Source organism: Litchfieldia salsa (assembly GCF_900104555.1).
Lineage (GTDB): Bacteria > Bacillota > Bacilli > Bacillales > Bacillaceae_L > Litchfieldia > Litchfieldia salsa.
In genome coordinates this window covers 287,693-310,580 of sequence record NZ_FNJU01000002.1, presented here as the reverse complement: position 1 = coordinate 310,580, position 22,888 = coordinate 287,693, and the positions used below count along the sequence as shown (strand labels likewise).

21 protein-coding genes are annotated in these 22,888 nt (G+C 34.4%); 17 read left to right on the top strand and 4 right to left on the bottom strand.

Annotated features, from left to right (window positions below):
• Nucleotides 1-83: 83 nt before the first annotated feature.
• From BLQ56_RS05370 to BLQ56_RS05360, 3 genes are read left to right on the top strand one after another with little or no spacing between them, the layout of a single operon-like run.
• Nucleotides 84-1,061: an AAA family ATPase gene (locus BLQ56_RS05370; protein ID WP_274380209.1), complete on the top strand. Its 978-nt coding sequence runs from the start codon at nucleotides 84-86 to the stop codon at nucleotides 1,059-1,061.
• Nucleotides 1,061-2,251 carry a DUF58 domain-containing protein gene (locus tag BLQ56_RS05365; RefSeq protein ID WP_090850705.1) on the top strand — a complete coding sequence of 397 codons (1,191 nt, stop codon included), beginning with the start codon at nucleotides 1,061-1,063 and terminating at the stop codon, nucleotides 2,249-2,251. Before BLQ56_RS05370 ends, BLQ56_RS05365 begins: the two co-directional genes overlap by 1 nt.
• On the top strand, nucleotides 2,241-3,470 hold the full coding sequence (locus BLQ56_RS05360; protein WP_090850703.1) for a hypothetical protein: 1,230 nt from the start codon (nucleotides 2,241-2,243) through the stop codon (nucleotides 3,468-3,470). Before BLQ56_RS05365 ends, BLQ56_RS05360 begins: the two co-directional genes overlap by 11 nt.
• A gap of 62 nt (nucleotides 3,471-3,532) precedes the next feature.
• On the opposite strand, the gene BLQ56_RS05355 is transcribed toward BLQ56_RS05360, so the two are convergent.
• A complete protein-coding gene (locus BLQ56_RS05355) occupies nucleotides 3,533-4,312 on the bottom strand; it encodes an alpha/beta fold hydrolase (protein ID WP_090850702.1) in 780 nt (259 codons plus the stop codon).
• 235 nt (nucleotides 4,313-4,547) lie between these two features.
• On the opposite strand from BLQ56_RS05355, the gene BLQ56_RS05350 reads away from it, so the two are divergent.
• From BLQ56_RS05350 to BLQ56_RS05325, 6 genes are all read left to right on the top strand, one after another.
• A complete protein-coding gene (locus BLQ56_RS05350; RefSeq protein WP_090850700.1) occupies nucleotides 4,548-6,944 on the top strand; it encodes a sensor domain-containing protein in 2,397 nt (798 codons plus the stop codon).
• A 378-nt stretch (nucleotides 6,945-7,322) separates the two neighbouring features.
• A complete protein-coding gene (gene glcT / locus BLQ56_RS05345; protein WP_090850698.1) occupies nucleotides 7,323-8,168 on the top strand; it encodes a glucose PTS transporter transcription antiterminator GlcT in 846 nt (281 codons plus the stop codon).
• Nucleotides 8,169-8,363: 195 nt separating this feature from the next.
• Entirely contained in the window at nucleotides 8,364-10,427 is a 2,064-nt protein-coding gene (gene ptsG / locus BLQ56_RS05340) for a glucose-specific PTS transporter subunit IIBC (RefSeq protein WP_090850696.1), read from the top strand.
• Nucleotides 10,428-10,455: 28 nt separating this feature from the next.
• Nucleotides 10,456-10,716 (top strand): phosphocarrier protein HPr, encoded by a 261-nt coding sequence (locus BLQ56_RS05335; protein WP_090850694.1) that lies wholly within the window; start codon nucleotides 10,456-10,458, stop codon nucleotides 10,714-10,716.
• 6 nt (nucleotides 10,717-10,722) lie between these two features.
• Entirely contained in the window at nucleotides 10,723-12,435 is a 1,713-nt protein-coding gene (gene ptsP / locus BLQ56_RS05330) for a phosphoenolpyruvate--protein phosphotransferase (RefSeq protein WP_090850692.1), read from the top strand.
• Nucleotides 12,436-12,512: 77 nt separating this feature from the next.
• Nucleotides 12,513-13,313 carry a S1 family peptidase gene (locus BLQ56_RS05325; RefSeq protein WP_090850690.1) on the top strand — a complete coding sequence of 267 codons (801 nt, stop codon included), beginning with the start codon at nucleotides 12,513-12,515 and terminating at the stop codon, nucleotides 13,311-13,313.
• Between the two features lie 284 nt (nucleotides 13,314-13,597).
• On the opposite strand, the gene BLQ56_RS05320 is transcribed toward BLQ56_RS05325, so the two are convergent.
• On the bottom strand, nucleotides 13,598-14,260 hold the full coding sequence (locus BLQ56_RS05320; RefSeq protein WP_090850688.1) for a GNAT family N-acetyltransferase: 663 nt from the start codon (nucleotides 14,258-14,260) through the stop codon (nucleotides 13,598-13,600).
• A gap of 93 nt (nucleotides 14,261-14,353) precedes the next feature.
• Between BLQ56_RS05320 and BLQ56_RS05315 the strand changes: the two genes are divergently transcribed.
• Nucleotides 14,354-14,575, top strand: coding sequence for a hypothetical protein (locus BLQ56_RS05315; RefSeq protein ID WP_090850686.1), 222 nt, complete (start codon nucleotides 14,354-14,356; stop codon nucleotides 14,573-14,575).
• Between the two features lie 68 nt (nucleotides 14,576-14,643).
• Here BLQ56_RS05315 and BLQ56_RS05310 read toward each other — a convergent pair whose 3' ends face one another.
• On the bottom strand, nucleotides 14,644-14,763 hold the full coding sequence (locus tag BLQ56_RS05310; protein ID WP_090850685.1) for a YjcZ family sporulation protein: 120 nt from the start codon (nucleotides 14,761-14,763) through the stop codon (nucleotides 14,644-14,646).
• 27 nt (nucleotides 14,764-14,790) lie between these two features.
• Nucleotides 14,791-14,898, bottom strand: coding sequence for a YjcZ family sporulation protein (locus BLQ56_RS05305; RefSeq protein ID WP_090850684.1), 108 nt, complete (start codon nucleotides 14,896-14,898; stop codon nucleotides 14,791-14,793).
• A 154-nt stretch (nucleotides 14,899-15,052) separates the two neighbouring features.
• Here BLQ56_RS05305 and BLQ56_RS05300 point away from each other — a divergent pair, with 154 nt between their 5' ends.
• The 7 genes from BLQ56_RS05300 to BLQ56_RS05270 all read left to right on the top strand — a co-directional run bounded on the left by BLQ56_RS05300 (nucleotide 15,053) and on the right by BLQ56_RS05270 (nucleotide 22,849).
• Nucleotides 15,053-15,940, top strand: coding sequence for an NAD(P)-dependent oxidoreductase (locus BLQ56_RS05300; protein ID WP_090850682.1), 888 nt, complete (start codon nucleotides 15,053-15,055; stop codon nucleotides 15,938-15,940).
• Between the two features lie 71 nt (nucleotides 15,941-16,011).
• Nucleotides 16,012-16,194, top strand: a complete 183-nt coding sequence (locus tag BLQ56_RS05295) for a hypothetical protein (protein ID WP_090850680.1) — start codon at nucleotides 16,012-16,014, stop codon at nucleotides 16,192-16,194.
• Nucleotides 16,195-16,563: 369 nt separating this feature from the next.
• Complete coding sequence (locus BLQ56_RS05290; RefSeq protein ID WP_090850678.1) at nucleotides 16,564-16,965, top strand: acyl-CoA thioesterase; 402 nt, start codon at nucleotides 16,564-16,566, stop codon at nucleotides 16,963-16,965.
• A gap of 143 nt (nucleotides 16,966-17,108) precedes the next feature.
• Nucleotides 17,109-18,533, top strand: a complete 1,425-nt coding sequence (uxaC, locus tag BLQ56_RS05285; protein WP_090850676.1) for a glucuronate isomerase — start codon at nucleotides 17,109-17,111, stop codon at nucleotides 18,531-18,533.
• Nucleotides 18,534-18,586: 53 nt separating this feature from the next.
• Nucleotides 18,587-20,056 (top strand): tagaturonate reductase, encoded by a 1,470-nt coding sequence (locus BLQ56_RS05280; protein WP_090850674.1) that lies wholly within the window; start codon nucleotides 18,587-18,589, stop codon nucleotides 20,054-20,056.
• A 12-nt stretch (nucleotides 20,057-20,068) separates the two neighbouring features.
• Nucleotides 20,069-21,559: a UxaA family hydrolase gene (locus tag BLQ56_RS05275; RefSeq protein WP_090850672.1), complete on the top strand. Its 1,491-nt coding sequence runs from the start codon at nucleotides 20,069-20,071 to the stop codon at nucleotides 21,557-21,559.
• Between the two features lie 279 nt (nucleotides 21,560-21,838).
• On the top strand, nucleotides 21,839-22,849 hold the full coding sequence (locus tag BLQ56_RS05270; RefSeq protein ID WP_090850670.1) for a LacI family DNA-binding transcriptional regulator: 1,011 nt from the start codon (nucleotides 21,839-21,841) through the stop codon (nucleotides 22,847-22,849).
• Nucleotides 22,850-22,888: the final 39 nt, after the last annotated feature.

Sequence of the window (22,888 nt, the reverse complement as noted above, 5' to 3'; positions counted from 1 at the left end):
TCGCTTCTTTTTTTACGTTAAATATTTTATTTGGAATTAATTGACTAATACAAATTATTGTAGGAAAATTGTTATTATTGAGAATACAAGATTTAAGGAGAGATATGATGAATAATATAAATGAAAATGTAAAGCAAATTAAAGAAAATATAGGTCAAGTCATTATTGGAAAAGGTCATGTAATAGAGTTAGTGCTTAATGCGTTAATTAACAAAGGTCATATATTACTAGAAAGTGTACCAGGTACAGGTAAAACAATGTTAGCTAAAAGTTTTGCTGCATCGATAAGTGCTACATTTAAAAGAATACAATTTACACCAGATGTACTTCCAAGTGATGTCACAGGAATACAGTTTTTTAATCCTAAAGAACAAGACTTCCAACTTCGTCCAGGTCCTGTTATGACAAATATCTTATTAGCAGATGAAATTAATCGAGCAACTCCAAGAACACAATCAAGTCTTTTAGAGGTTATGGAAGAGAGACAAGTTACAATTGATGGTGAAACAAGAAAATTACCTATCCCTTTTATTGTCATTGCTACACAAAATCCGATTGAATCTCAACAAGGTACATTTCCATTGCCAGAAGCTCAAATGGATCGTTTTTTTGTCCAAATTGATCTTGGATACCCTTCTTTGGAAGAGGAAAAAGAAATAATGAGAACCTACAGAACTGGAAATCCAATTGATACAATAAAAGCAGTGTTTACGAAAGAGCAAATTGAACAAATGCAACAGGATGTTCAAGCGGTGAAGATTAGCGAAGATGTAGAGGATTATTTAGTACGTATCGTTCATGCAACTAGAAATAGTCAAGACGTTGAAGTAGGAGTGAGTCCTCGAGGCACCCTTGCTCTTATGAAAGCTGTGCAGGGCAGGGCTTATATTTCAGGCAGGAACTTCGTAACACCAGAGGATATTAAATTTATGGCACCATTTGTTTTACCCCATAGATTGGTCTTAACAATGGACGGTTCCTTAAAGAAAACGAATAAACAGGTGATTAAGGAAATCTTAACTTCTGTGTCTGTACCAGTTGAGGCAGGAGCTGTAAATTAATGAACTGGAAAAACCAAATTTCTTTAGGGAATGAGATTTCTTTTACCGTTGGATTGTCCGTAATTACCCTTCTTATAGGTCTTATAGGATCAAACTTTTTTCTTGTTATGATAGGATTATTGTTTTTACTATTTTCATATACGAATCAACTGTATTTAAAGCGTGTAGCTAATCGATTAACTGTTAGTATTGATAAGGATTTAATTAAATTATTTAAAAATGAACAGGATACTTTCTCCATCTCTTTTAACCAAAATGGTATTTATCCCATCCTTGGTGCAAGGGTAAGGATGACAATAGATAGTGTCCTTCAATTTGAACATGAACGTAAAATGATTAACCATGAACAAAATGAAATTGAATTTCCGTTATCTTTATTAGGTAGACAAAGTGCTAGTATTCATTTGCCCTTTCAAGCTGTTGAAAGAGGAGTAGCTAAAGTAAGGACGTTAGAGATCCGAATTCCGCATTTGTTTGGATTTGGGGATGTTTATCTTAAATATGATCAACCGCTGCCTTTTGAAACGGTTGTATATTCTTCACCCAAAACAATTGGAGGAATTAACCGAATCGTTCCTAAAAATCTTGGTGAGTATCCAATGAAACAATCCTATTTTGAAGATATGTCTGCATTGGTTGGAGCTAGATCGTACGTTTCAACAGACCCCTTCAATCGAGTGCATTGGAAAGCCTCTGCGAAAACGAACACCCTACAAACAAGAATCTATGAAAGAACCTCTCAATATTCATGGTCGATCTTTGTTAATGTAAGAGAGGGGAAGCTTGAAGATTTACTAAGTGGACTTACTTACTTATTAGAGTATGCAACAATAAAGAATATCCCATTTGAATTATTCGTAAATGTAAGAAAAGCAGGGAGAATCCCATTTGTTCATCACCCATTAGGTACTGGTAGAGAGCATCTACAAAAGGCTCTTGAGATGATTGCAAGACTTAGTAAGCACAGTGTAATCGTTCCTTTTTCTAAAATGGTATTTAGTGCAAAAAGACAATTTCAACTTTCTCCTTATGTCATTTTTTGCGGAAACGAAGAGGAGGATCTCGGAGAAATTTTACTCAGGTTTAGAAAAAACGGAGTAGTTTGTTATCAATTACACGAGCGTGATGGCTCAGTTTTACTATCAAACTATAGTCTATCTAATAGAAAGGTGGACTACGATGCAATATAAACATGCATTCTCTAGATTTTATTTATATATGATGGAGATTATTTTGTTATATATCATTCTCGTATTATTTTATTTTCATACTGAGGTATTACCTCCTTTACTACCGTTTATGATTATTGTGATTGGAGGAGGGGGGCTGTTTTCGTTCTTACTTTATCTAATGAAATCAAATTCACCCTATATTCTTGTGATGATGTTTGTTCCGATCCTAGCCTTTTTTGGAAGTAATTTTGGGCTTAGCTTTGGGATTTGCTTCTTTTTAGCTGGGGTTATTTGTTGGAGAATGGTTGGTCACTTTCAGAGAGATTCGAAACTCTCAGATTTTTTGCTTTTATTTCTTACACTTGGTGTCGGACTACTTATCTATTTAGGGGCAGTTGTACAAGGATACGAATATAGTGACATTATCCTTTATTTAATCATAACTCAATTATTATGGATGATTATGAGTAAGATGCTGGTCTCTTTTTTAAACAATTCCTTAATACAAGAAAATGGGATCCTATCAAAACATCTAGCCAATCATTCAGGGTCTTTATTTGGGGTTTTTGGAGGATTGATCATTTGCGCAGTCATCCTTGCTTTTGCCTTGCCTTTTATAGTTAAGAATCTACTCTCTCTCTTTTTTTCTATTGCTGGAAAGATCCTGTATACAGTGTCAGTACCCTTCTTTAATGCTGTTGAAAATGCTGACTTTAAAATAAGACCAAATGGACAGGAAGATGATCGTGTTGGACTTGATGGAGCGTTAGAGGAATTAACCCCACTACAAGACTACTTTAAGTTTCTTTCAGCTATTAATATCTGGACCGTCTTATCAATAATAGGGCTTATCATTTTAGGAATCATTTTTATCCTTCTTTCTAGGAAAAGGTTTATGGTGAACGCTGACAATGTTGAAGTACCTAAATATGCATTTAGAAGAGATACTGTTAATAGTCCTAGAGTAAGTGTGATTAACAAAAAATCATACCCTACTGAAAAAATTAGAAAACTCATCTTAGAGCTAGAACTTCTATCAGGGAAAAAAGGGAAAGGAAGACTTCAGGCTGAAACAGTCAAAGAATGGTTAGAACGAAATCATTTCTTAAACAGTGAGCTTGTTGAGTCTTATGAAAAAGTCAGATATGGTGGTAATAGTCTGACACAGTCCGAAATTGAGATTTGTGAAGATATTGTAAAACAACTTAAATTACAACTTCGTTCTTTAAAGAAATAGAGTGATACAAAATCCAACTAGCGAGATTTTTAGTTAGTTGGATTTGTTTTAGTTTATTCTTATTAGGTAGTATAGCTTATTTTTTCCAGGAACCCTGCGATAATCTGATTTAGTTCTTTTGCATGTTTAGTTGGAATTTGATGTTTGGCTTTACTGATGAACACTAATGTAGAATCTTTAATATTTTGTTCTAGGTGTTTTTGATATTTATGTAAATAAAAATCCACTGCTCCATCAACAAGTAAGACGGGAGATTTAATTTCTGACAACCGATCTGTGCATTTATATGAAAGGCCTTCTACATACATTCGATGCAAAATAGTAGGGTTTGCCTTTAAGACATCATTCTCTATCTCTTTCTGATACTCTTTTGACTTCCCATGTGCTTTACCTAGTACTCTTGCTAAAACAGAAAGGCCCCTCATTTTTACGGTATAAATCCCTAAAAGAAATTCAGTTCGTAATAGAAATGTATTTACTTCTGGGAACCCCCCCAATAATATGACACCGTCTACTCTTTCAGGGAAAGTAAGAACAAACTCTAACGCGACCGAGCCCCCGTTAGAATATCCACAAATGCAAACCTTTTCTAATTTAAGGTGGTTCAATAACTCATTAATATCCTTAGCTAACAGAGAAATTGAAATTTCCTCTCTACTAGCCTTGCTATTCCCATTTCCTCTCATATCATATGTAATGACTTGATAGGATTCGGAGAGAGGTAGTTGCTGTTTAAAGGTTACTAACCCCATTCCAGGTGGGTGAATGAATAATATAGGTTTTCCACTCCCATGGATTTCATAATAAATTTCGGATTGGTCACTTAAATATGCTACAGGCATTGATAACACTCCCAAATGAAGTATTTTTATGTAGTATTGTTTTCGTGACAAGAAATTATGTACATGAACGATAGATCTTCCTCTGTCAGTGTGCTGAATTTGTTATTTTGTGTTGAATTTTGTAGATATAGTCTGATATATCAATTATAATTTTAATATGTTTATTAAGTTTGTGATACATTCAGGTTATTACGACTTTCTTGGCGCAAGGTTGTTCCTTTAAGGAGGTTTTCTATTGTTCGAAGGATTTCATTTAATTAATCTTAATTATATATTTTTGGTAATATCGATCATATTTAGTAGTTTAGGATTGTATTTCACGATTGGGAGTAGCTTTTATAGGAAAAGACGTCTAATATCCTTGCACATTTCTAATCAGATAATCTTTATTCTAGTATCATTCCTTATTACAACCTCAAATGTTTTTATGGTCTTGTCTTTAAATATCCAACTTGTGTTTAGTGATATTTTCTTTTCAATTATTTGGCTAAGTGCAATAAACATGGTCGCATTTTTTATTTTTTTTAAGATGATGAAAATCAATATTGTAATCCCTTTAATGAGTCTTATTACGAGTATTCTTTTGACAATCATAATACTAACGAAGAATTATTTCCTATTCTCTATACTGTTTCAACCATTCGTCCAAACAAATATTCCACATCTTATTTTAGCTATCCTATTAACACTAGGAATTTGTTTCTCATTACTTCGATTTAAAGCACAAATGGAACAAAGTGAAAAGAAATCATTCTCTAAGACTTGGGGGAAGATAGCAAGCGTTATCTCTGGCATATCTGCAGTTGGGATAGCTTACTTATATATGAACTCTATACTAGATATTCCGTCATTCACAAGTTCTCAGATGGAATCATTACAACTTATCGCGGTTTTTATCATACTAGTTTCATACCTAATTCTAATGGTCCTTCCAGATTTCCTTGGCCATAAGAGTTTCCTGGAAAATAAGAATAAGCTTCATGTTAATCGGGAGCACTTTAAATCACTTTTTAATTATAATCCGGATGCTGTTTTTTCAATTGACATGGAAGGCAAAATCATAAGCGTAAATAAAGTAGCGACTCAAATGACTTATTACAAACGAGAAGAGTTACTAGGTATGTATTTTTCAAGACTTGTCAAAAGAGATGATGTAAAGGAATTTATCCGTTACTATCAAAATGAAAATAGTGACAGAGAGAACGTGTTTGAAATCCGTTTAGTGAGAAAAGATCGACAAATAACAAATGTCAAGATTACTTCATTTCCTATTTATATCAAAGATGAAATCATTGGTTTTTATAATATTGTTAAAGATATATCTGAAAGTGATAAAGCTCAGAAGACGATAAATTACCTAGCTTATCATGATGAATTAACGAACCTTCCAAACAGGAGATTATATACAAAAAGGCTGCATCAATTAAAAATGCAAAATAGTCAATTTGCCATAATGAATTTGGATTTTGATCGCTTTAAAAAGATTAATGATTTGTTCGGTCACGCATTTGGAGATCAAGTACTTGTTGTAATTGCAGATCGCTTGAAGAATCTACTTGGAAATCATCATTTTATTGCGAGAATGGGTGGGGATGAATTTTCAGTTATTGTACAAAATGAACAAAATAGGGAAAAAATTACTAATCTTGCTGAATTAATCTTGGATGAATTTAGAAAACCATTAAAGGTTAAAAATCAAGATTTTCTATTAACCGTTAGTATTGGTATTGTCTTATTTCCCGAGCATACTAATGATTTAGAATCCCTTGTTAAATATAGCGATATTGCGATGTATGAGGTTAAAGAAAACGGGACTAATGATTTCAAAATCTATAATAATGGAATGAATGATAAGACAATTGAAAAAATTAAAATGGAAAATGATTTACGGCGAGCAATAGGTGCAAGTGAATTAACCATACATTATCAACCGAAATTCCATGCTAAAACGAATCTACTATTAGGGGCGGAGGCTTTGGTACGATGGAATCATCCTACTCTAGGGCTGATCTCTCCCGGTAAATTTATACCGTTGGCTGAGGAAACTGGTTTAATTATTCAACTTGAAGAATGGGTGTTGGAGTCTGTCTGTGAACAAATAAAAAAGTGGGAATACACAAGTGTTGATTATGGAAGAATTTCTGTTAATATCTCGCACATTCACTTTTATCAGAGTGATCTTGTTCAAACAATTTCACAAATATTATCTAAGAATGGTTTAGCCGCAAATTGTTTAGAAATAGAAATTACAGAAACAATGATGATGCATAACGAAAGTGAGACTAATAAAACACTACAAAAGCTTCGAGAAATAGGGATAGAGGTTAGCATGGATGATTTTGGTACTGGATACAGTTCATTAGGTTATCTTCACAAACTATCTATAGATCGATTGAAAATTGATAAATCTTTCATTCATGAGATGTATAAGAATGAAGCTATAGTATCAACAATCATAGCTATGGCACATCATCTTCAGTTAAAAGTTATTGCTGAAGGCGTAGAAACGGATGAACAATTGAATTTAATAATGAAACTCGGCTGTGAAGAAATTCAAGGGTTTTATTTTTCTCAACCATTATCCAGTCATGATTTCGAAACGCAAATTTTAAAACCTTTATTAATAAGTTGAATGAGTTTAAATATAAAAAAGAAGCGGATTACATAGTCCGCTTCCTTTTTCTTGGTGTGTGTAGTCATGGGTGTATGTTTGTTATTGTGTGTAGTTAAGTATAGTGAAGTAAAGTGTATTTTCAGTTTACTTGGCTAAAAATCATCACTTGCTAGTGACTGTATGCCGACAGATTCTTGACCTCCTTTCGTATTATCTGTGTATATACTTTGTTTAAGTTTTGTTCTTTATTCATGTTTTTCTGAAAAAGTCTTCTACAACTATTTCTTGATATAAAAGGAAGGTTTTTCAATTTGTTTTTTTTATATTTGACTATAACGGTAACTACTTGTAATATTTATTAAATTCGAGGATTACCTTAAAGGAGTGAGGGATTCGATGAGTGAGTCCTTTTCAATAAAGAAAGTATTAAATAATAATGTGCTTATAGCTACACATACTTCTTATAAAGAAGTGGTTTTAATTGGCAAAGGGATAGGTTTTAATAAAAAAAGTGGAGATCAAGTAACACCCACTGCCGCTGAAAAGGTATTTATATTAGAAAATGAGAAAGAGCAGGAGCAATACAAAAAGCTAGTACCTCATATTGATGAGAATGTGATTGAGGTAATGAATGAAATTATACATTACATTAATCAATCTGTGCATGCACCATTAAATGAACATATCCATGTTGCACTCACTGATCATATTTCATTTGCTATAAAACGTATAAAGCAAGGGTTAGAGATGGCTAATCCATTTCTAATTGAGACTAAATCTCTTTATCCCCTTGAATATAACGTTGCTGGTGAAGTAGTAAATATTATTTCTGACCGTATTGGTGTAACTCTGCCTGAAGGCGAGATCGGTTTTATTGCATTGCACATTCATAGTGCAATTGTAAATAAAGAAATATCTGAAATCAATAAACATTCTCAGCTAATTAATGCATTACTCATTCTTATTGAAACAAGTTTAAAAATTGAGATTGATAAAGAAAGCGTCCATTATTTACGGTTGATCAGACACTTGCGCTATACAATTGAGCGAGTAAAAAAAGGCGAAAATGTGAAAGAACCAGAAAAATTAGCTTTAGTATTGAAGGAAGAATATCCTATATGTTATAATCTTTCGTGGAAAGTCATTAAAGTGATGCAACAAACATTAAAGTTACCTGTATATGAAGCAGAAGCTGTTTATTTAACAATGCATTTACAACGATTGGTATCTAAATCTGAATAATTACGTAAAAATTTACGTGTTACTGATTCGATCAGGCATGAGTGAATTTGATGATTTAAATTTTGTAATAGGGGTACTATATCCTTATACAATTTTTATCATCGTTCTCTCATGCCTTTTTCTATATCCAAAATGTGTAAACGGTTAAAGGAGTTTGTTAGTATCACAAAATTAGTAAAAGGAGGAACTATTAAGATGTTCAAGAATTTATTTGGAACATTACAAAAGGTTGGTAAGGCTCTTATGTTACCGGTTGCTTTATTACCGGCTGCTGGACTTCTCCTGGCCTTTGGTAATGCGATGAAAAATCCAGACACAGTAGAACGATTACCGTTTCTTGCTAATGGATGGATTGTACTTATAGCTTCAGTTATGGAACGATCTGGAGATATTGTTTTCGCAAATCTTCCAGTGCTATTCGCAGTTGGGGTAGCTGTAGGTCTAGCGGGAGGAGAAGGTGTTGCAGCTCTAGCCGCAATTATTGGTTACTTAATCATGAATGTAACAATGGGTGCAATTATTGGAGTAACACCCGAGATGGTTGCTGAAAATTCAGCAGCATATGCGACTGTGTTGGGTATACCAACAATACAAACTGGGGTGTTTGGTGGTATCATAATAGGTGTACTAGCCGCCACCATGTATAATAAATACTTCAAAATGGAACTACCAGCATACTTAGGATTTTTTGCAGGTAAACGTTTTGTGCCAATTATTACTGCTGTAACTGCATTGCTTGTAGGTGTTGCATTGGTCTTCATTTGGCCTCCAATTCAAACAGGTCTTAATCATTTTTCATATTATGTAATTGATGCTAACCGTACAGTATCTGCGTTTATTTTCGGTGTAATCGAGCGTTCATTAATACCATTTGGTTTACACCATATTTTCTACTCACCAATTTGGTATGAGTTTGGACAATGGACAAATGCTGCAGGTGAAACATTCCGTGGTGATCAACGTATCTTCATGGCGCAACTTAGAGATGGTGCTGAATTTACAGCTGGGACATTTATGACAGGTAAGTTTCCATTTATGATGTTTGGATTACCAGCAGCTGCACTAGCTATTTATCATGAAGCTCGTCCAGAACAAAAGAAATTAGTTGCTGGAATTATGGGTTCTGCAGCTCTTACTTCTTTCTTAACAGGTATTACTGAGCCATTAGAGTTCTCATTCTTATTTGTTGCTCCAATTCTATTCGGAATCCATGCAATCTTTGCTGGTTTATCGTTTATGGTCATGCACATTCTAGATATCAAGATTGGAATGACTTTCTCAGGGGGAGTTATTGACTTTCTTCTTTTCGGAGTTCTACCAAACAGAACTGATTGGTGGTTAGTCATCCCAGTTGGATTAGTGTTTGCAGCTATTTATTACTTTGGGTTCAGATTTGCTATTAGAAAATTTAATCTTAAAACACCTGGTCGTGAAGATGTAGAAGAAGGTGCAGTAGCAAACAAAGGACAAGTTAGCGAATTACCTTTTAATGTACTTCAGGCAATGGGTGGAAAAGCAAATATTTCACACCTTGATGCTTGTATCACTAGACTTCGTGTATCAGTAAATGATATTAAAAGTGTTGATAAGAATCGTTTAAAACAACTTGGTGCCTCTGGAGTTCTTGAAATAGGTAACAATATTCAAGCTATATTTGGTCCTAAGTCTGATACATTAAAGTCACAGATTAAAGACATTATGGATGGGAATACGCCTGTTCCAACTGAAGTATCAGCAAACAAAGAAGTAAATGAACAAATTGAAGATGTTGTTCCAGAAGAAATGAGAAATGATATTGAAGAAAATGAAAATTCATTCGTTGCTCCCATAAAAGGTAAAATTTTACCTATTACAGAAGTTCCTGACCAAGTATTTGCGGGGAAAATGATGGGAGACGGATTCGCAATATTACCTGAAGAAGGAACTGTAGTGTCTCCAGCAGATGGTACAATTGTTAACTTATTCCCAACGAAGCATGCAATTGGAATTGAAACAACAACTGGTCGTGAAATTTTGATTCATTTCGGAATTGACACAGTGAACTTAAAAGGTGAGGGCTTTGAGACACTTGTTTCTCAAGGAGATAAAGTTACAAAAGGGCAACCTCTACTTAAGGTTGACCTTGAATTTGTAGAAAAAAATGCAACTTCAATTATTACACCAATTGTATTTACAAACCTTAAAAACGGACAAGAAGTTAAAATTGTTAAAGAAGGTAATGTTAATCTAAGTGAAGAAAACATCATTACCATCAAATAATTGCTTAAAAACAAAGGAGAGAATAGAAATGGCAGAAAAAACATTTAAAGTAACAAGTGAATCAGGAATCCATGCACGTCCAGCAACTGCATTGGTACAAGCTGCAGGTAAATTTAACTCAGACATCAATTTAGAATTTAATGGTCGTTCTGTGAACTTGAAATCAATTATGGGTGTTATGTCACTTGGTATTGGCCAAGGGGCAGAAATTAAAGTAATTGTTGAAGGTGCAGATGCACAAGAAGCAATTGAAGCAATTTCAGAAGCATTCAAAAACGAAGGGCTGTAAAAATATATGTCTAAGATTATTAAAGGTATTGCCGCATCAGCAGGAATAGCATTTGCTAAAGCTTACCGGTTAGAAAATCCTGATTTAACGATTGTTAAGCAGTCGATTTCCAACCCAGAAGAAGAAATCCAGCGCTTCAATGATGCACTGGAAACAGCTAAGCAAGAACTTGAAGTAATTAAAGAAAAAGCAAATAAAGACCTAGGAGAAGATAAAGCAGCAATTTTTGCTGCGCATCTTCTTGTATTAAGTGATCCAGAATTAATAAACCCAATTAAAGATCGAATTAAAAGTGAAAATGTGAATGCGGAGTATTCGTTAAATGAAACTGCTACCATGTTTATCCAAATGTTTGAGTCTATGGATAATGAATACATGAAAGAACGTGCTGCAGATATTAAAGACGTTACGAAACGCGTATTGGCACGTTTGTTGGGTGTTACAATATCTAACCCAAGTATGATTTCTGAAGAAGTTATTATCATTGCAGAGGACTTGACACCATCTGATACAGCACAGCTTAATCGAGATTTTGTTTTAGGCTTTACAACAGATATTGGTGGACGTACATCACATTCAGCAATTATGGCTCGTTCAATGGAAATCCCTGCTGTTGTTGGTGCGAAGACAGTTACTTCTGACATTGAAAATGGTGTAACTGTAATTGTCGATGGTCTAGATGGCCAAATAATTGTTAATCCAAATGATGAAACTATTTCTGAGTATCAAGCAAAGAAAGAAAAGTATGAAGTACAAAAAGTAGAGTGGGCTAAGCTAGTAAATGAGTCAACTGTTACGAGTGATAATCACCATGTAGAGTTAGCTGCTAATATTGGGACACCAGAAGATGTAAAAGGTGTTTTAGCAAATGGTGGAGAAGGTGTTGGGCTTTACCGTACAGAATTCCTGTATATGGGTAGAGATCAACTTCCTACTGAAGAAGAGCAATTCGAGGCATATAAGACAGTTCTTGAAAGAATGGAAAGTAAGCCTGTAGTTGTTAGAACTCTTGATATTGGGGGAGATAAAGAACTTCCTTACCTCCACCTTCCAAAGGAATTGAACCCATTCTTAGGATTTAGAGCAATTCGTCTATGTCTTGAAGAACAAGAGATTTTCCGTACTCAACTACGTGCATTATTGAGAGCTAGTACTTATGGTAACTTGAAAATCATGTTCCCTATGATTGCTACACTTGATGAATTTCGTCAGGCAAAGGCAATACTCTTAGACGAAAAGAAAAAATTAGTAGAGAGTGGAATTCAAGTATCAGAGAATATTGAAATAGGAATTATGGTTGAAATTCCATCAACAGCTGTTCTTGCGGATCAGTTTGCTAAAGAAGTAGATTTCTTTAGCATTGGTACAAATGATCTCATCCAATATACTATGGCAGCAGATCGTATGAATGAAAGAGTTTCGTATTTATATCAACCATATAATCCGTCGATTCTAAGACTAGTTAGCACTGTTATTGATGCAGCTCATAAGGAAGGAAAATGGGCTGGTATGTGTGGGGAAATGGCAGGAGACCCAATTGCTATCCCGATTCTTTTAAGCCTTGGTTTAGATGAATTCAGTATGAGTGCAACATCAATTCTCCCAGCACGCTCACAAATAAAGAAGCTTTCAAAAGAAAAAGCTTCAAGCCTAAAAGAAAAAATTCTTTCAATGAGTACGACTGAAGAAGTAGTTGATTTTGTTCAGAAAAATTTATAAACATTAAAAATCAGATCCAATAGGGTCTGATTTTTTTGATATACTAAACATAATAATACGTAAATAGGGTGAAGTGGATGAAACATGAAAATGAGCCAGAACAGGTTGAAGAAAATGTATATGAAGAACCTTCAATAGAAGACTTTTTGTTCGAAGAAGATGATGAAAAAGTTCAAAAACCTATAATAAGACCAATCTTTATTAAAATTATAGTTGTGTTAATCTCACTTTCCCTATTATCAAGTATATTTGGGGTTTGGATAAAGGTGTTTAATCTTCCGTCATTTGATTTCTTAGAAAGATCTTCAGTGCTTTCAAAGGAAGAGATGATTCAGGAATATAAGCAAGCTGTTGTTACGATTGAGGGAAATGGGGTTAAGGGTACAGGTTTTAACATCTCAATAGATGGGTTAATTATTACAAATTCTCATGTTATTGATGGGATGAACCAAATTGTAGTGAGTTTTCCTAATGGTGATTTTTATAAAGGCGACGTTGTTTTGGATGAGAAAGAAATTGATATAGCGATCGTTAACATAAGTCCTGAGCAAGAATTACCCTACTTACCACTTGCAGAAAAACAAAAAGGTAAGTGGAATATTAGCGATCGTGTGTATATTATTGGGAATCCGCTTGCATATACTAGAATTGCTATTGACGGGAAAATTGTTAGTGAGGAACCTAATGGGTCTATTAAAATCGAAGCTCCAATTCATAAAGGAAACAGTGGGAGTCCTGTAATTAATGAAGATGGAATGGTAATTGGTGTTATCTATGCAAAGAGCATACCAAAAGTTGGGAAAGAAGATCTAGTCCAAGGCTTTGCAACACCGATTGAGCAGTTTTCAAAATATTTAACAGAGGATAGAACGCCCTAAATGTAATTAGCACTTACACATGTTTCAGGTATAAAGAAACATTGTAAGTGCTGTTATATAAGCTTAGGTTTTATTTAGGCTGTTTTCGTATAGATTGTTGCTTTTAAAGCCGCAGGCTGAATACACTCCGCGTCCGGCGGGTGACCAGTGAGCCTCCTCGTCGCTCATGCTCCTGTGGGGTCTCACTTTGGCCACTGGTCCCGCTGGAGTCTACGTGTATTCAGCCTGCTTGTACCTATCATTTCTTTATTTTTTTCTAAAACAACAAACTTTTAAAACCGCATTTATTTAAAAGGATTTTTCCATTCCATTAATAATGCATAATTTGACGATTCATTATCCTCTAAATAGTCAGCAACTAAATGGACAGGTGTTCTGCCACATCTTAGTAAAAATGTAATCACTGGATCCTTTAGCTTCCCTATTAGCACTTGATTGACATATTGTTGTGCTGTCAAGGTCTCGGCATATCTGTGATACCCAGATATCCTGCCCCCTCCTAACAATCTTTCTATACCTAGGTAAACAACAACCTCGTACATCGATTGCATTAACCATTTACCTAGTCCATATGAACGATATTTGGGACTTATAGATATGTCTACAATATATAATGTGTTTCCTGTTGCAGAGTGGTTTGTGATGTATCCATTATCGGTAATCTCGACCCATGTATGATTAGGTTGTTGAGGGGCATAATCCACTCTTAATCCAGTCATTGATCCACAAAGGACGCCGTCTACCTCAACACAAAGTGCTCCTTCAGGAAATAATTCAATATGATTGGATAATTGATTTTTGTTCCACCAAAGTTCAGAAGGGAAAGGTGGCGGGAAAGTTTCTTGTTGTATCCTAATTAAATCCTCAAAGTCATCAGTTGTATAATTACGAATGATTGCTTTTTTTGGAATAGAACCTTCAAATACATAGAACTCTTTTTTATACATCTAATACACCTCTTTCAAGTATTAAGAGTTTCTTATAAATACTATACATAAATTTTAGTAAGAAACAAACTTTAAAACTGAGGAGGTGTATTCATGGTAAAAGATGAAGATATCATACATGAACATGAACCAAACAATGACGGACGGTATGAAGGTGTAATTAATGATTCCCTATCCTCTGCAGGTCAAAAGATGGGAATTCGCAGTGATGTAAATCCGGAGAATATAAACCAACCAAAAAATCCATATCATCTAAAGCCTAAAGAAGATAAGGAACTGAAAAGATTTAGCAAGCTATTTAATGGTAAACAGTAACCAAGATTTTAATATAAAAAACCACTTGGTATGTGATTTACTCACAAACCAAGTGGCTTTATCTTATCTTATAACCAAGCGGCTCCCACGATGATTAAAAGAATGAACAATACAACGATTAAAGCAAATCCTCCACCATAACCTACCGGTGCTGTTGGAGCAGCATATCCATATCCACAATAGCCCATTATTTTTATCTCCTTTATCTCAAAAAATTAATATCCGTAACCTACGTAAGCAGAACCTACAATGATCAATAAAATAAATAATACAACAATCAATGCAAAACCTGCTCCATATCCAGCGCCTGCAACTGCACCCATTACGAAACACCTCCTCAAGCGATTTGATATAATTTATGTAATAACAAACTCTTTCGACAGGTACAAATCCCCAAATTTATAAAAAAATAAATGATTTGATAATAGGTATGATAATATTTAGGAACAGACTTAATATGATGAGGAGGAAAGATTAATGTTAACAACGAATAATACTGTTATTGGCTTTATTGGAACTGGAGTTATGGGAAAAAGTATGGCAGGTCACTTATTAAAGGCGGGGTATAAAGTAGTTATTTATTCTCGAACGAAAGAAAAGGCTAGTGAGCTCCTCGAAAGTGGGGCAATTTGGAAGGATTCGGTTGCAAATCTTGCAAAAGAAGCGAATGTGATTATTACGATTGTAGGTTATCCAAGTGATGTTGAAGAAGTGTATTTAGGGGAAAATGGCGTGCTAAATAACGCTATGAAAGGTACATACATAATTGACATGACTACCTCAACTCCTTCATTAGCTAAAGAGATTTTTCGTCAAGCAAAAGAACGAGATATAAATTCATTAGATGCTCCTGTTTCAGGAGGAGATGTTGGTGCGAAAGAAGCTAGACTAACGATTATGGTCGGTGGTGAAGAAAGAGCGTATAATGCCTGTTTGCCAGTCCTTGAATGTATGGGGCACAATATAGTACTACAAGGAGATGCTGGAGCTGGTCAACATACAAAAATGTGCAATCAAATTGCTATTGCTTCTAATATGATAGGGGTATCAGAAGCTATGGCATATGCAACTAAGGCAGGGCTTAATCCTGAAAATGTATTGAAAAGTATTTCTTTTGGCGCGGCAGGTAGCTGGTCTTTAAGTAATCTAGCACCTCGGATGATCGTTGGAGATTTCGAACCTGGGTTTTATGTGAAGCACTTTATCAAGGACATGCAGATTGCTCTTGATGAAGCTGAGCTAATGGATATGAACACCCCAGGATTGGAACTGGCGAAATCCCTTTACGAAGAGTTAGCAAATTTGGGCGAAGAGAATAGTGGTACCCAAGCTTTATTTACACTTTTGTCGAAAAAGACTTTTTAAAAAATAGGAATGAATAATACCTCTTTGTAAAAAAATAGAATGATGTTACTTTGAGCAAAGAGGTGAGTATATTGGCTAAACGTACAAAGAAGAATGATGCAGATCAAAAAAATAAGCAAGGTTTTGATTCTGCTAAAACTGATTCTGAATTCAGTCACGAAGTAGGAAGTCATGATGCGAATCAGAAGAAAAAAGAAAAACATAAGAAACAGACGTCTTCAAAAAATGATGGAAAGTATAAAGGTTCGTTATAAGTAGGAATTATTACTCCTAAAAGAGACCACAACACAATAAGGTTGTGGTCTCAGAGTGTAGACAAAGTATAATTTGTAAAACCCAGGCTGATTGAAAACGCTTGAAGTCGAGGCGCGAACCCTTGGGAGGAGCGGAGTTACCATGAGGGTAATGAGCACCGAGCGAGGGTTCGCAACGAAGAATGCGAGCGTTTGTCAACAGCCTGAGACCACAACTCAATTAGGTTGTGGTCTTTTTAAACAGCTCAAATAATAATTTACTTTACTTGAATAATTTAAGGGAAATACAATATTATTAATATATAGGTTTTTAAGTTTCGTTTTAATTGAGTAAGCGTAAGCTTATTCGCGATTTCTAGGAGGTTTCAAATGAAGCATGAATTAGATATTTCCGTTCGTTTTTGTGAGACAGATGCTCTCGGTCATGTTAATAATGTAAGCTATTTTATCTATTTAGAGGATGCTCGGGTTAAGTTTTTCGAGATGCTTGGGACCAGCTCAGATCTTTCTGATTGGAAATTCATAGTAGCTTCAATAAAGTGTGATTTTGTTGGTCAAGGCTATTTTAATCGCAACTTAACGGTTACGACTAGAGTATCTAAGGTTGGTAACAAAAGTTTTGAACTGGAACATAATATTTTCGAGAAAAGCACGAATCGTCTAATTGCAACAGGTTCTGTGGTGATGGTCTATTTTAATTTTGATATGCAAAGAAGTGAACCAATTCCAGAGGTTCTTCGTGGACAACTAAATCAATTTTTGACAAAATAAAGGAACTTTAAATAAAATATTGCAATTAATTACGAAACTGATTAGAATAAAAGGTAAGCAATGTTAACGTTAACATTTTTCTTTCATCTTTATCTTACTTTGATGTTAACGTGAACAATTTTAAAGAAAGTGAGTTGATAGTATTGAAGAAATTTATGGATGATTCATTTTTATTGTCAAATCAGACGGCAGTTGAGTTGTATAACAATTTCGCAAAAGATCAACCTATTATTGATTATCACTGCCATTTAAATCCGAAAGAAATTTATGAAAATAAGAGATTTACTAATCTTACAGAAGTTTGGTTATATGGAGATCATTATAAATGGAGAGCAATGCGTGCTAATGGGATTGATGAAGAGTATATAACAGGTAAGGCTAGTGACTATGATAAATTTATTGCTTGGGCGAAGACGGTCCCAATGACCATTGGAAATCCTTTATACAATTGGACACACCTTGAACTACAACGTTTTTTTGGAATCGATGAAATTCTAAATGAATCAACCGCACCACAAATATGGGATACAGTTAATCAATTACTAAATAGTGAAGGTTATAGAGTAAGAGATTTAATAACGAAATCTAACGTAGAGGTTATTTGCACAACAGATGATCCAACAGATTCTTTAGAATATCATCAAATGCTACAAAATGTTGGCGATTTCAATACAAGTGTATATCCAAGCTTTAGACCTGATAAAGGCTTAGAAATTAATCGTGAAGGATACTCAACATGGGTACATAAACTCGAAGAGGTTAGTGGTTTACAAATTACAAATTATCGTATGCTTTTGAAAGCGTTACAATCAAGAGTTGAATTTTTTAATTCACTTGGAGGTAAAGTGGCAGACCATGCTTTAGACGATATCGTTTTCGAAGAGACCACCGAGGAAGAAGTAGCTGTTATTTTTGAAAAAGCACTCAATGGTGAACTAGTCAGCTTAGAAGAAGAAAGCAAATATAAAACATTCACATTACAGTTCTTAGGGAAATTATATTCTGACTTTGGATGGGCAATGCAATACCATATTAGTGCACATCGAAATAATAATTCAAGAATGCTTAATAGATTAGGCCCTGATACAGGGTTTGATAGTATTAATGATGGAGAACTTGCAAAACCACTTTGCAAATTATTAGATTCACTTGACCGAGAAGATGCACTACCAAAAACAATTTTATATTCCTTAAATCCAAAAGATAATTATGTTTTAGCCACTTTATTAGGAAGTTTTCAAGGGGGCGGAGTACCTGGGAAAATGCAGCTAGGTACGGCTTGGTGGTTTAATGATCAGAAAGATGGAATGTTGGATCAAATGAAAGCACTCGCTAACTTAGGGTTACTTAGTCGTTTTATAGGGATGCTTACAGATTCCAGAAGCTTTTTATCGTATACAAGACATGAATACTTTAGAAGATTAATTTGTGATTTAATCGGTAATTGGGTAGAGAATGGAGAAGTTCCAAACGACATGGAATTATTAGGAGAAATCATCCAGGGCATCTCCTACAATAATGCGAAGGAATACTTTGGCTTCGTTAGATCAACTGTTTCATCCAGCTAGATTAATAAATAAAATGTTAACGTGTGCAAAAAAAGGTGATGGGGGATATATCAATGGAAAAACTGAATAGAAACACATGGAAAGAGTCTAAGAAGTATCCAGTAAAAGTATTACAATTCGGGGAAGGGAACTTTTTAAGAGCCTTTGTGAATTGGCAAATAGATAAGATGAATAAGGAGACTGATTTTAACGGTGGAGTTGTTGTTGCACAACCCATTGAATTTGGCTTAATTGACAAATTAAATGAACAAGAAGGTTTATATACACTCTTTTTACAAGGAATAAAAAATGAAGAGGCTGTTCGTGAACACTCGGTTATTGATTGTATTAATTATGGAATAAATCCTTATGCAAATTATGATCAATTATTAGAGGTAACAGAAAATCCAGAACTTAGGTTCATTATTTCAAATACTACTGAAGCTGGTATTACTTTTGAAGAAAACGATAGACTGAGTGACAGCCCACAAAAAAGCTTTCCTGGGAAATTGACAGCTTTGTTATATCATCGTTTCAATACTTTTGCAGGTGCAGAGGATAAAGGATTTGTTATCTTACCGTGTGAGCTAATTGACCGTAATGGTGAAAAATTAAAAGAAATTGTCTTGAAATATATAGAGTTGTGGAATTTAGAACTAGGGTTTAAAGAATGGGTGCTACAATCTAATACATTCTGTTGTACACTTGTTGACCGTATAGTTACTGGTTATCCAAGAGATACAATCGATGAAATCACAACAGAACTTGGCTATAAAGATGAGTTAGTCGTAGTTGGAGAACAATTTCATTTATGGGTGATAGAAGGTCCTCAATGGATTAGTGATGAATTTCCAACAAATCAAGCAGGATTGAATGTCAAGGTTGTTAATGATATGACACCATATCGAACAAGAAAGGTAAGAATCTTAAATGGGGCGCATACAGCAATGACACCTGTTTGTTATCTTTATGGATTGGATACGGTTGGTGATTCTATGAAGGATGAAGTGACAAGGGATTTTATTGAGCGGTTAATTTTTGATGAAATTATCCCTACCTTAGACTTGCCAGAAGAAGAACTAAAATCATTTGCTTCAGCTGTTCTTGAACGATTCATGAATCCATATGTTAATCATTATCTACTTAGCATTGCTTTAAACTCTATGTCTAAATTTAAAACAAGAGATTTACCTACACTAATCGAATATCACGGAAGAACAGGGGAACTTCCTAGAAGACTAGTGTTCTCACTCAGTGCTTTAATTGCTTTATATAAGGGAAAGCGAGATTCAGAGGAAATAAATCTACAGGATGATGATCATGTAATGGAGCTTTATTCATCATTATGGAAGGACTATGATGGATCTGAAGATAGAATAAGAGAAATAGTAACTACTGTTTTAGCCTATGAGAAAAACTGGGAGCTGGATCTTACTATCATTCCTGGTTTAACGGATATGGTAACCGAATTTCTTGTGAAAATTGAGAGAAGTGGGATGAAAGTAGCAATTAAGGATGTTACGAAAATTAGTTTAGGAAATTAAGGGGGGGATCTTATGAAAACGTTTATTAAGATAAATGAAAAAGATAATGTGATTGTGGCTTTAAAGCCATTGACAAAAGGAGAAATACTTATTGTTGATGATAATGAAATTGAGTTAAAAGAACAGGTTGACAGAGGCCATAAGATTGCAATAAGAGAAATAAATCAAGATGAAAATATTGTGAAATATGGTTTCCCTATAGGTCATGCAACCACAACAATTAAGACTGGCGAATGGGTTCACACTCTTAATACAAAAACAAACTTAAGTGGTGTTCAGGAATATAAATATGAACCAAAAGTAGTAGCAAATACAATGGCAAAACAAAATCTTACGTTTAAAGGGTATAAACGAAAAAATGGAAATGTTGGAATTAGAAATGAACTATGGATTGTACCGACTGTGGGATGTGTTAATGGAGTTGCAGAATTGATGATTAGGAGATTCAAAGAGGAGGTAGGGGATATTGCTCCTTTTGAGAACATACAAGTACTAAAACACAACTATGGCTGTTCACAGCTCGGTGATGATCATGTGAATACAAGAACGATTTTAGGGAATGCAGTTAAGCATCCCAATGCTGGTGGAGTATTGGTTCTCGGGCTTGGGTGTGAAAATAATAACATTATTGAATTCAGAGATACACTTGGTGAATATGATGAAGATCGAGTAAAGTTTCTGTTATCCCAGGACGTTAGTGATGAAGTTGAAGAGGGTCTGAAGCTATTAATTGAGATTCATCAACAAGCGAAAAATGATCAACGTGAAGAAGTCCCATTCTCTGAGCTTAAAATAGGTTTAAAATGTGGGGGATCAGATGGATTTTCTGGGATAACAGCTAACCCATTACTTGGTAGTCTTTCAGATTTTTTAGTTGCCCAAGGTGGAACAACAGTATTAACAGAGGTGCCTGAAATGTTCGGTGCTGAAACACTTTTAATGGAAAGAGCAGCTAATGAAGAAGTGTTTCATAAAACAGTAGATCTAATTAATGATTTTAAACAGTACTTTATTCGTCATGATCAGCCTGTCTATGAAAACCCATCACCAGGAAATAAAGCAGGTGGAATTACAACATTAGAGGACAAATCACTTGGCTGTACTCAAAAAGCAGGAACTTCAACTGTAGTAGATGTTCTGAAATATGGAGAAATACTTACAACAAAAGGCTTAAACCTATTAAGCGCGCCAGGAAATGATTTAGTCGCATCTTCTGCATTAGCTGCAGCAGGCTGTCAAATTGTTTTATTTACTACAGGTAGAGGTACCCCTTTCGGTGCATTTGTACCGACTGTGAAGATTTCAACTAATTCACAAATATATCAAAATAAGCCACACTGGATTGATTTTAATGCAGGCACCTTAGTGGAAGATAAAGATCCCGAACTTGTACTTTCGGAATTTATTGAGTATATTCAACGGGTTGCTAGTGGAGAATTAGTTAACAATGAGAAAAATGACTTTAGGGAAATTGCTATTTTTAAATCTGGGGTAACTTTATAGATTTTTTTATGTACCTTTATAAAAAAGCACCAGATAGCCTACTGTGAAAGGTATCAGGTGCTTCTTTTTTACGAAAACTAAATAAAAAAGAAGATAAATTGGAAACCTTACAAGGGTGAAGAAATAGTAACTTTAGTAATTCACACAATTTTAGTGTATGTTTTAAAAAATATACAAACTATTCACCCTATAACTTCAAAAAATTGGTATGATATGATTATCGATGTTGTACTTATAATATTCTATCTGTAGTAAGTCTTTATTAAGGAAGGAATAAGAATGGGAGTAACTATCAAAGATATTGCAAAATTAGCAAATGTATCTCATACAACAGTTTCTAGAGCATTAAATAATAGTCCTTTAATCAAACCAGATACAAAGAATAAGATTATGGAAATCGCTACCATGCTTAACTATACTCCAGATTTTAATGCAAAGAGCTTAGTAATGCAAAAATCCTATACAATTGGATTATTCTTTTCATATATAAGTGATGGGACGTCCGCATCCTTCTTAGCTGATACAATAAAAGGGGTAAACCGTGTTATTGATGAGAATTACAATCTGTATATACGTGCAGTATCCGATATTAAAGATTTTTCAATCGTAAATAGTAAACGGTTTGATGGAATTATTCTAATGAGTCAAAGTAATATAGATAACCCTTTTATATATGATGTTATACAAAAAGAGATCCCGCTTATCGTTTTGAATAGGGAAATAGAAGACCCTTCCATTCTGAACATTTTGTCAAATGATAAAGAAGGAGTTTACGAAGCGATTAGCACATTAATTAAGTATGGGCACCGCCAGATTGGATTAATTGAGGGTGTAGAAGGATTTAAATCCAGCCAAGAAAGAAGAGATGGTTATTTAAAGGCTCTCATTGAAAATAACATATCTATTAATGATCAATTAATTGTCAAAGGTAATTATGATATGGAAAGTGGTTATAATGCAATGAAGGAGCTTCTAAATAAACCAGTAAAACCTACAGCTGTTTTTTGTTCAAATGATGAAATGGCAATAGGTGGTCTTAATGCTGCCTTAGAACTTGGATATCAAGTACCAGAGGATTTATCTATTATAGGGTTTGATGATATTGGATTTGCAAAATATACGACGCCTTCATTAACAACTATAAAGAGACCTATCGAGGAAATTAGCATTATGGGTCTTCAAAAATTATTTTCATTAATTAATGGGGAAGCACCAACTCAAAATAGGTTCTTTCTTAATACCGAGCTGGTTATTAGAAATTCAGTAAATAGGACGAAATATGAATCTTAATACCTATAGATATCACTATTATTGTAAATTATTGTATAC

Coding starts and splice junctions, on each gene's coding strand:
- BLQ56_RS05365 (WP_090850705.1), top strand. CDS start 1,061: ATGAACTGGAAAAACCAAATTTCTTTAGGGAATGAGATTTCTTTTACC.
- BLQ56_RS05360 (WP_090850703.1), top strand. CDS start 2,241: ATGCAATATAAACATGCATTCTCTAGATTTTATTTATATATGATGGAG.
- BLQ56_RS05355 (WP_090850702.1), bottom strand. CDS start 4,312: ATGCCTGTAGCATATTTAAGTGACCAATCCGAAATTTATTATGAAATC.
- glcT (WP_090850698.1), top strand. CDS start 7,323: ATGAGTGAGTCCTTTTCAATAAAGAAAGTATTAAATAATAATGTGCTT.
- ptsG (WP_090850696.1), top strand. CDS start 8,364: ATGTTCAAGAATTTATTTGGAACATTACAAAAGGTTGGTAAGGCTCTT.
- BLQ56_RS05335 (WP_090850694.1), top strand. CDS start 10,456: ATGGCAGAAAAAACATTTAAAGTAACAAGTGAATCAGGAATCCATGCA.
- ptsP (WP_090850692.1), top strand. CDS start 10,723: ATGTCTAAGATTATTAAAGGTATTGCCGCATCAGCAGGAATAGCATTT.
- BLQ56_RS05325 (WP_090850690.1), top strand. CDS start 12,513: ATGAAACATGAAAATGAGCCAGAACAGGTTGAAGAAAATGTATATGAA.
- BLQ56_RS05320 (WP_090850688.1), bottom strand. CDS start 14,260: ATGTATAAAAAAGAGTTCTATGTATTTGAAGGTTCTATTCCAAAAAAA.
- BLQ56_RS05315 (WP_090850686.1), top strand. CDS start 14,354: ATGGTAAAAGATGAAGATATCATACATGAACATGAACCAAACAATGAC.
- BLQ56_RS05310 (WP_090850685.1), bottom strand. CDS start 14,763: ATGGGCTATTGTGGATATGGATATGCTGCTCCAACAGCACCGGTAGGT.
- BLQ56_RS05305 (WP_090850684.1), bottom strand. CDS start 14,898: ATGGGTGCAGTTGCAGGCGCTGGATATGGAGCAGGTTTTGCATTGATT.
- BLQ56_RS05300 (WP_090850682.1), top strand. CDS start 15,053: ATGTTAACAACGAATAATACTGTTATTGGCTTTATTGGAACTGGAGTT.
- BLQ56_RS05290 (WP_090850678.1), top strand. CDS start 16,564: ATGAAGCATGAATTAGATATTTCCGTTCGTTTTTGTGAGACAGATGCT.
- BLQ56_RS05280 (WP_090850674.1), top strand. CDS start 18,587: ATGGAAAAACTGAATAGAAACACATGGAAAGAGTCTAAGAAGTATCCA.
- BLQ56_RS05275 (WP_090850672.1), top strand. CDS start 20,069: ATGAAAACGTTTATTAAGATAAATGAAAAAGATAATGTGATTGTGGCT.
- BLQ56_RS05270 (WP_090850670.1), top strand. CDS start 21,839: ATGGGAGTAACTATCAAAGATATTGCAAAATTAGCAAATGTATCTCAT.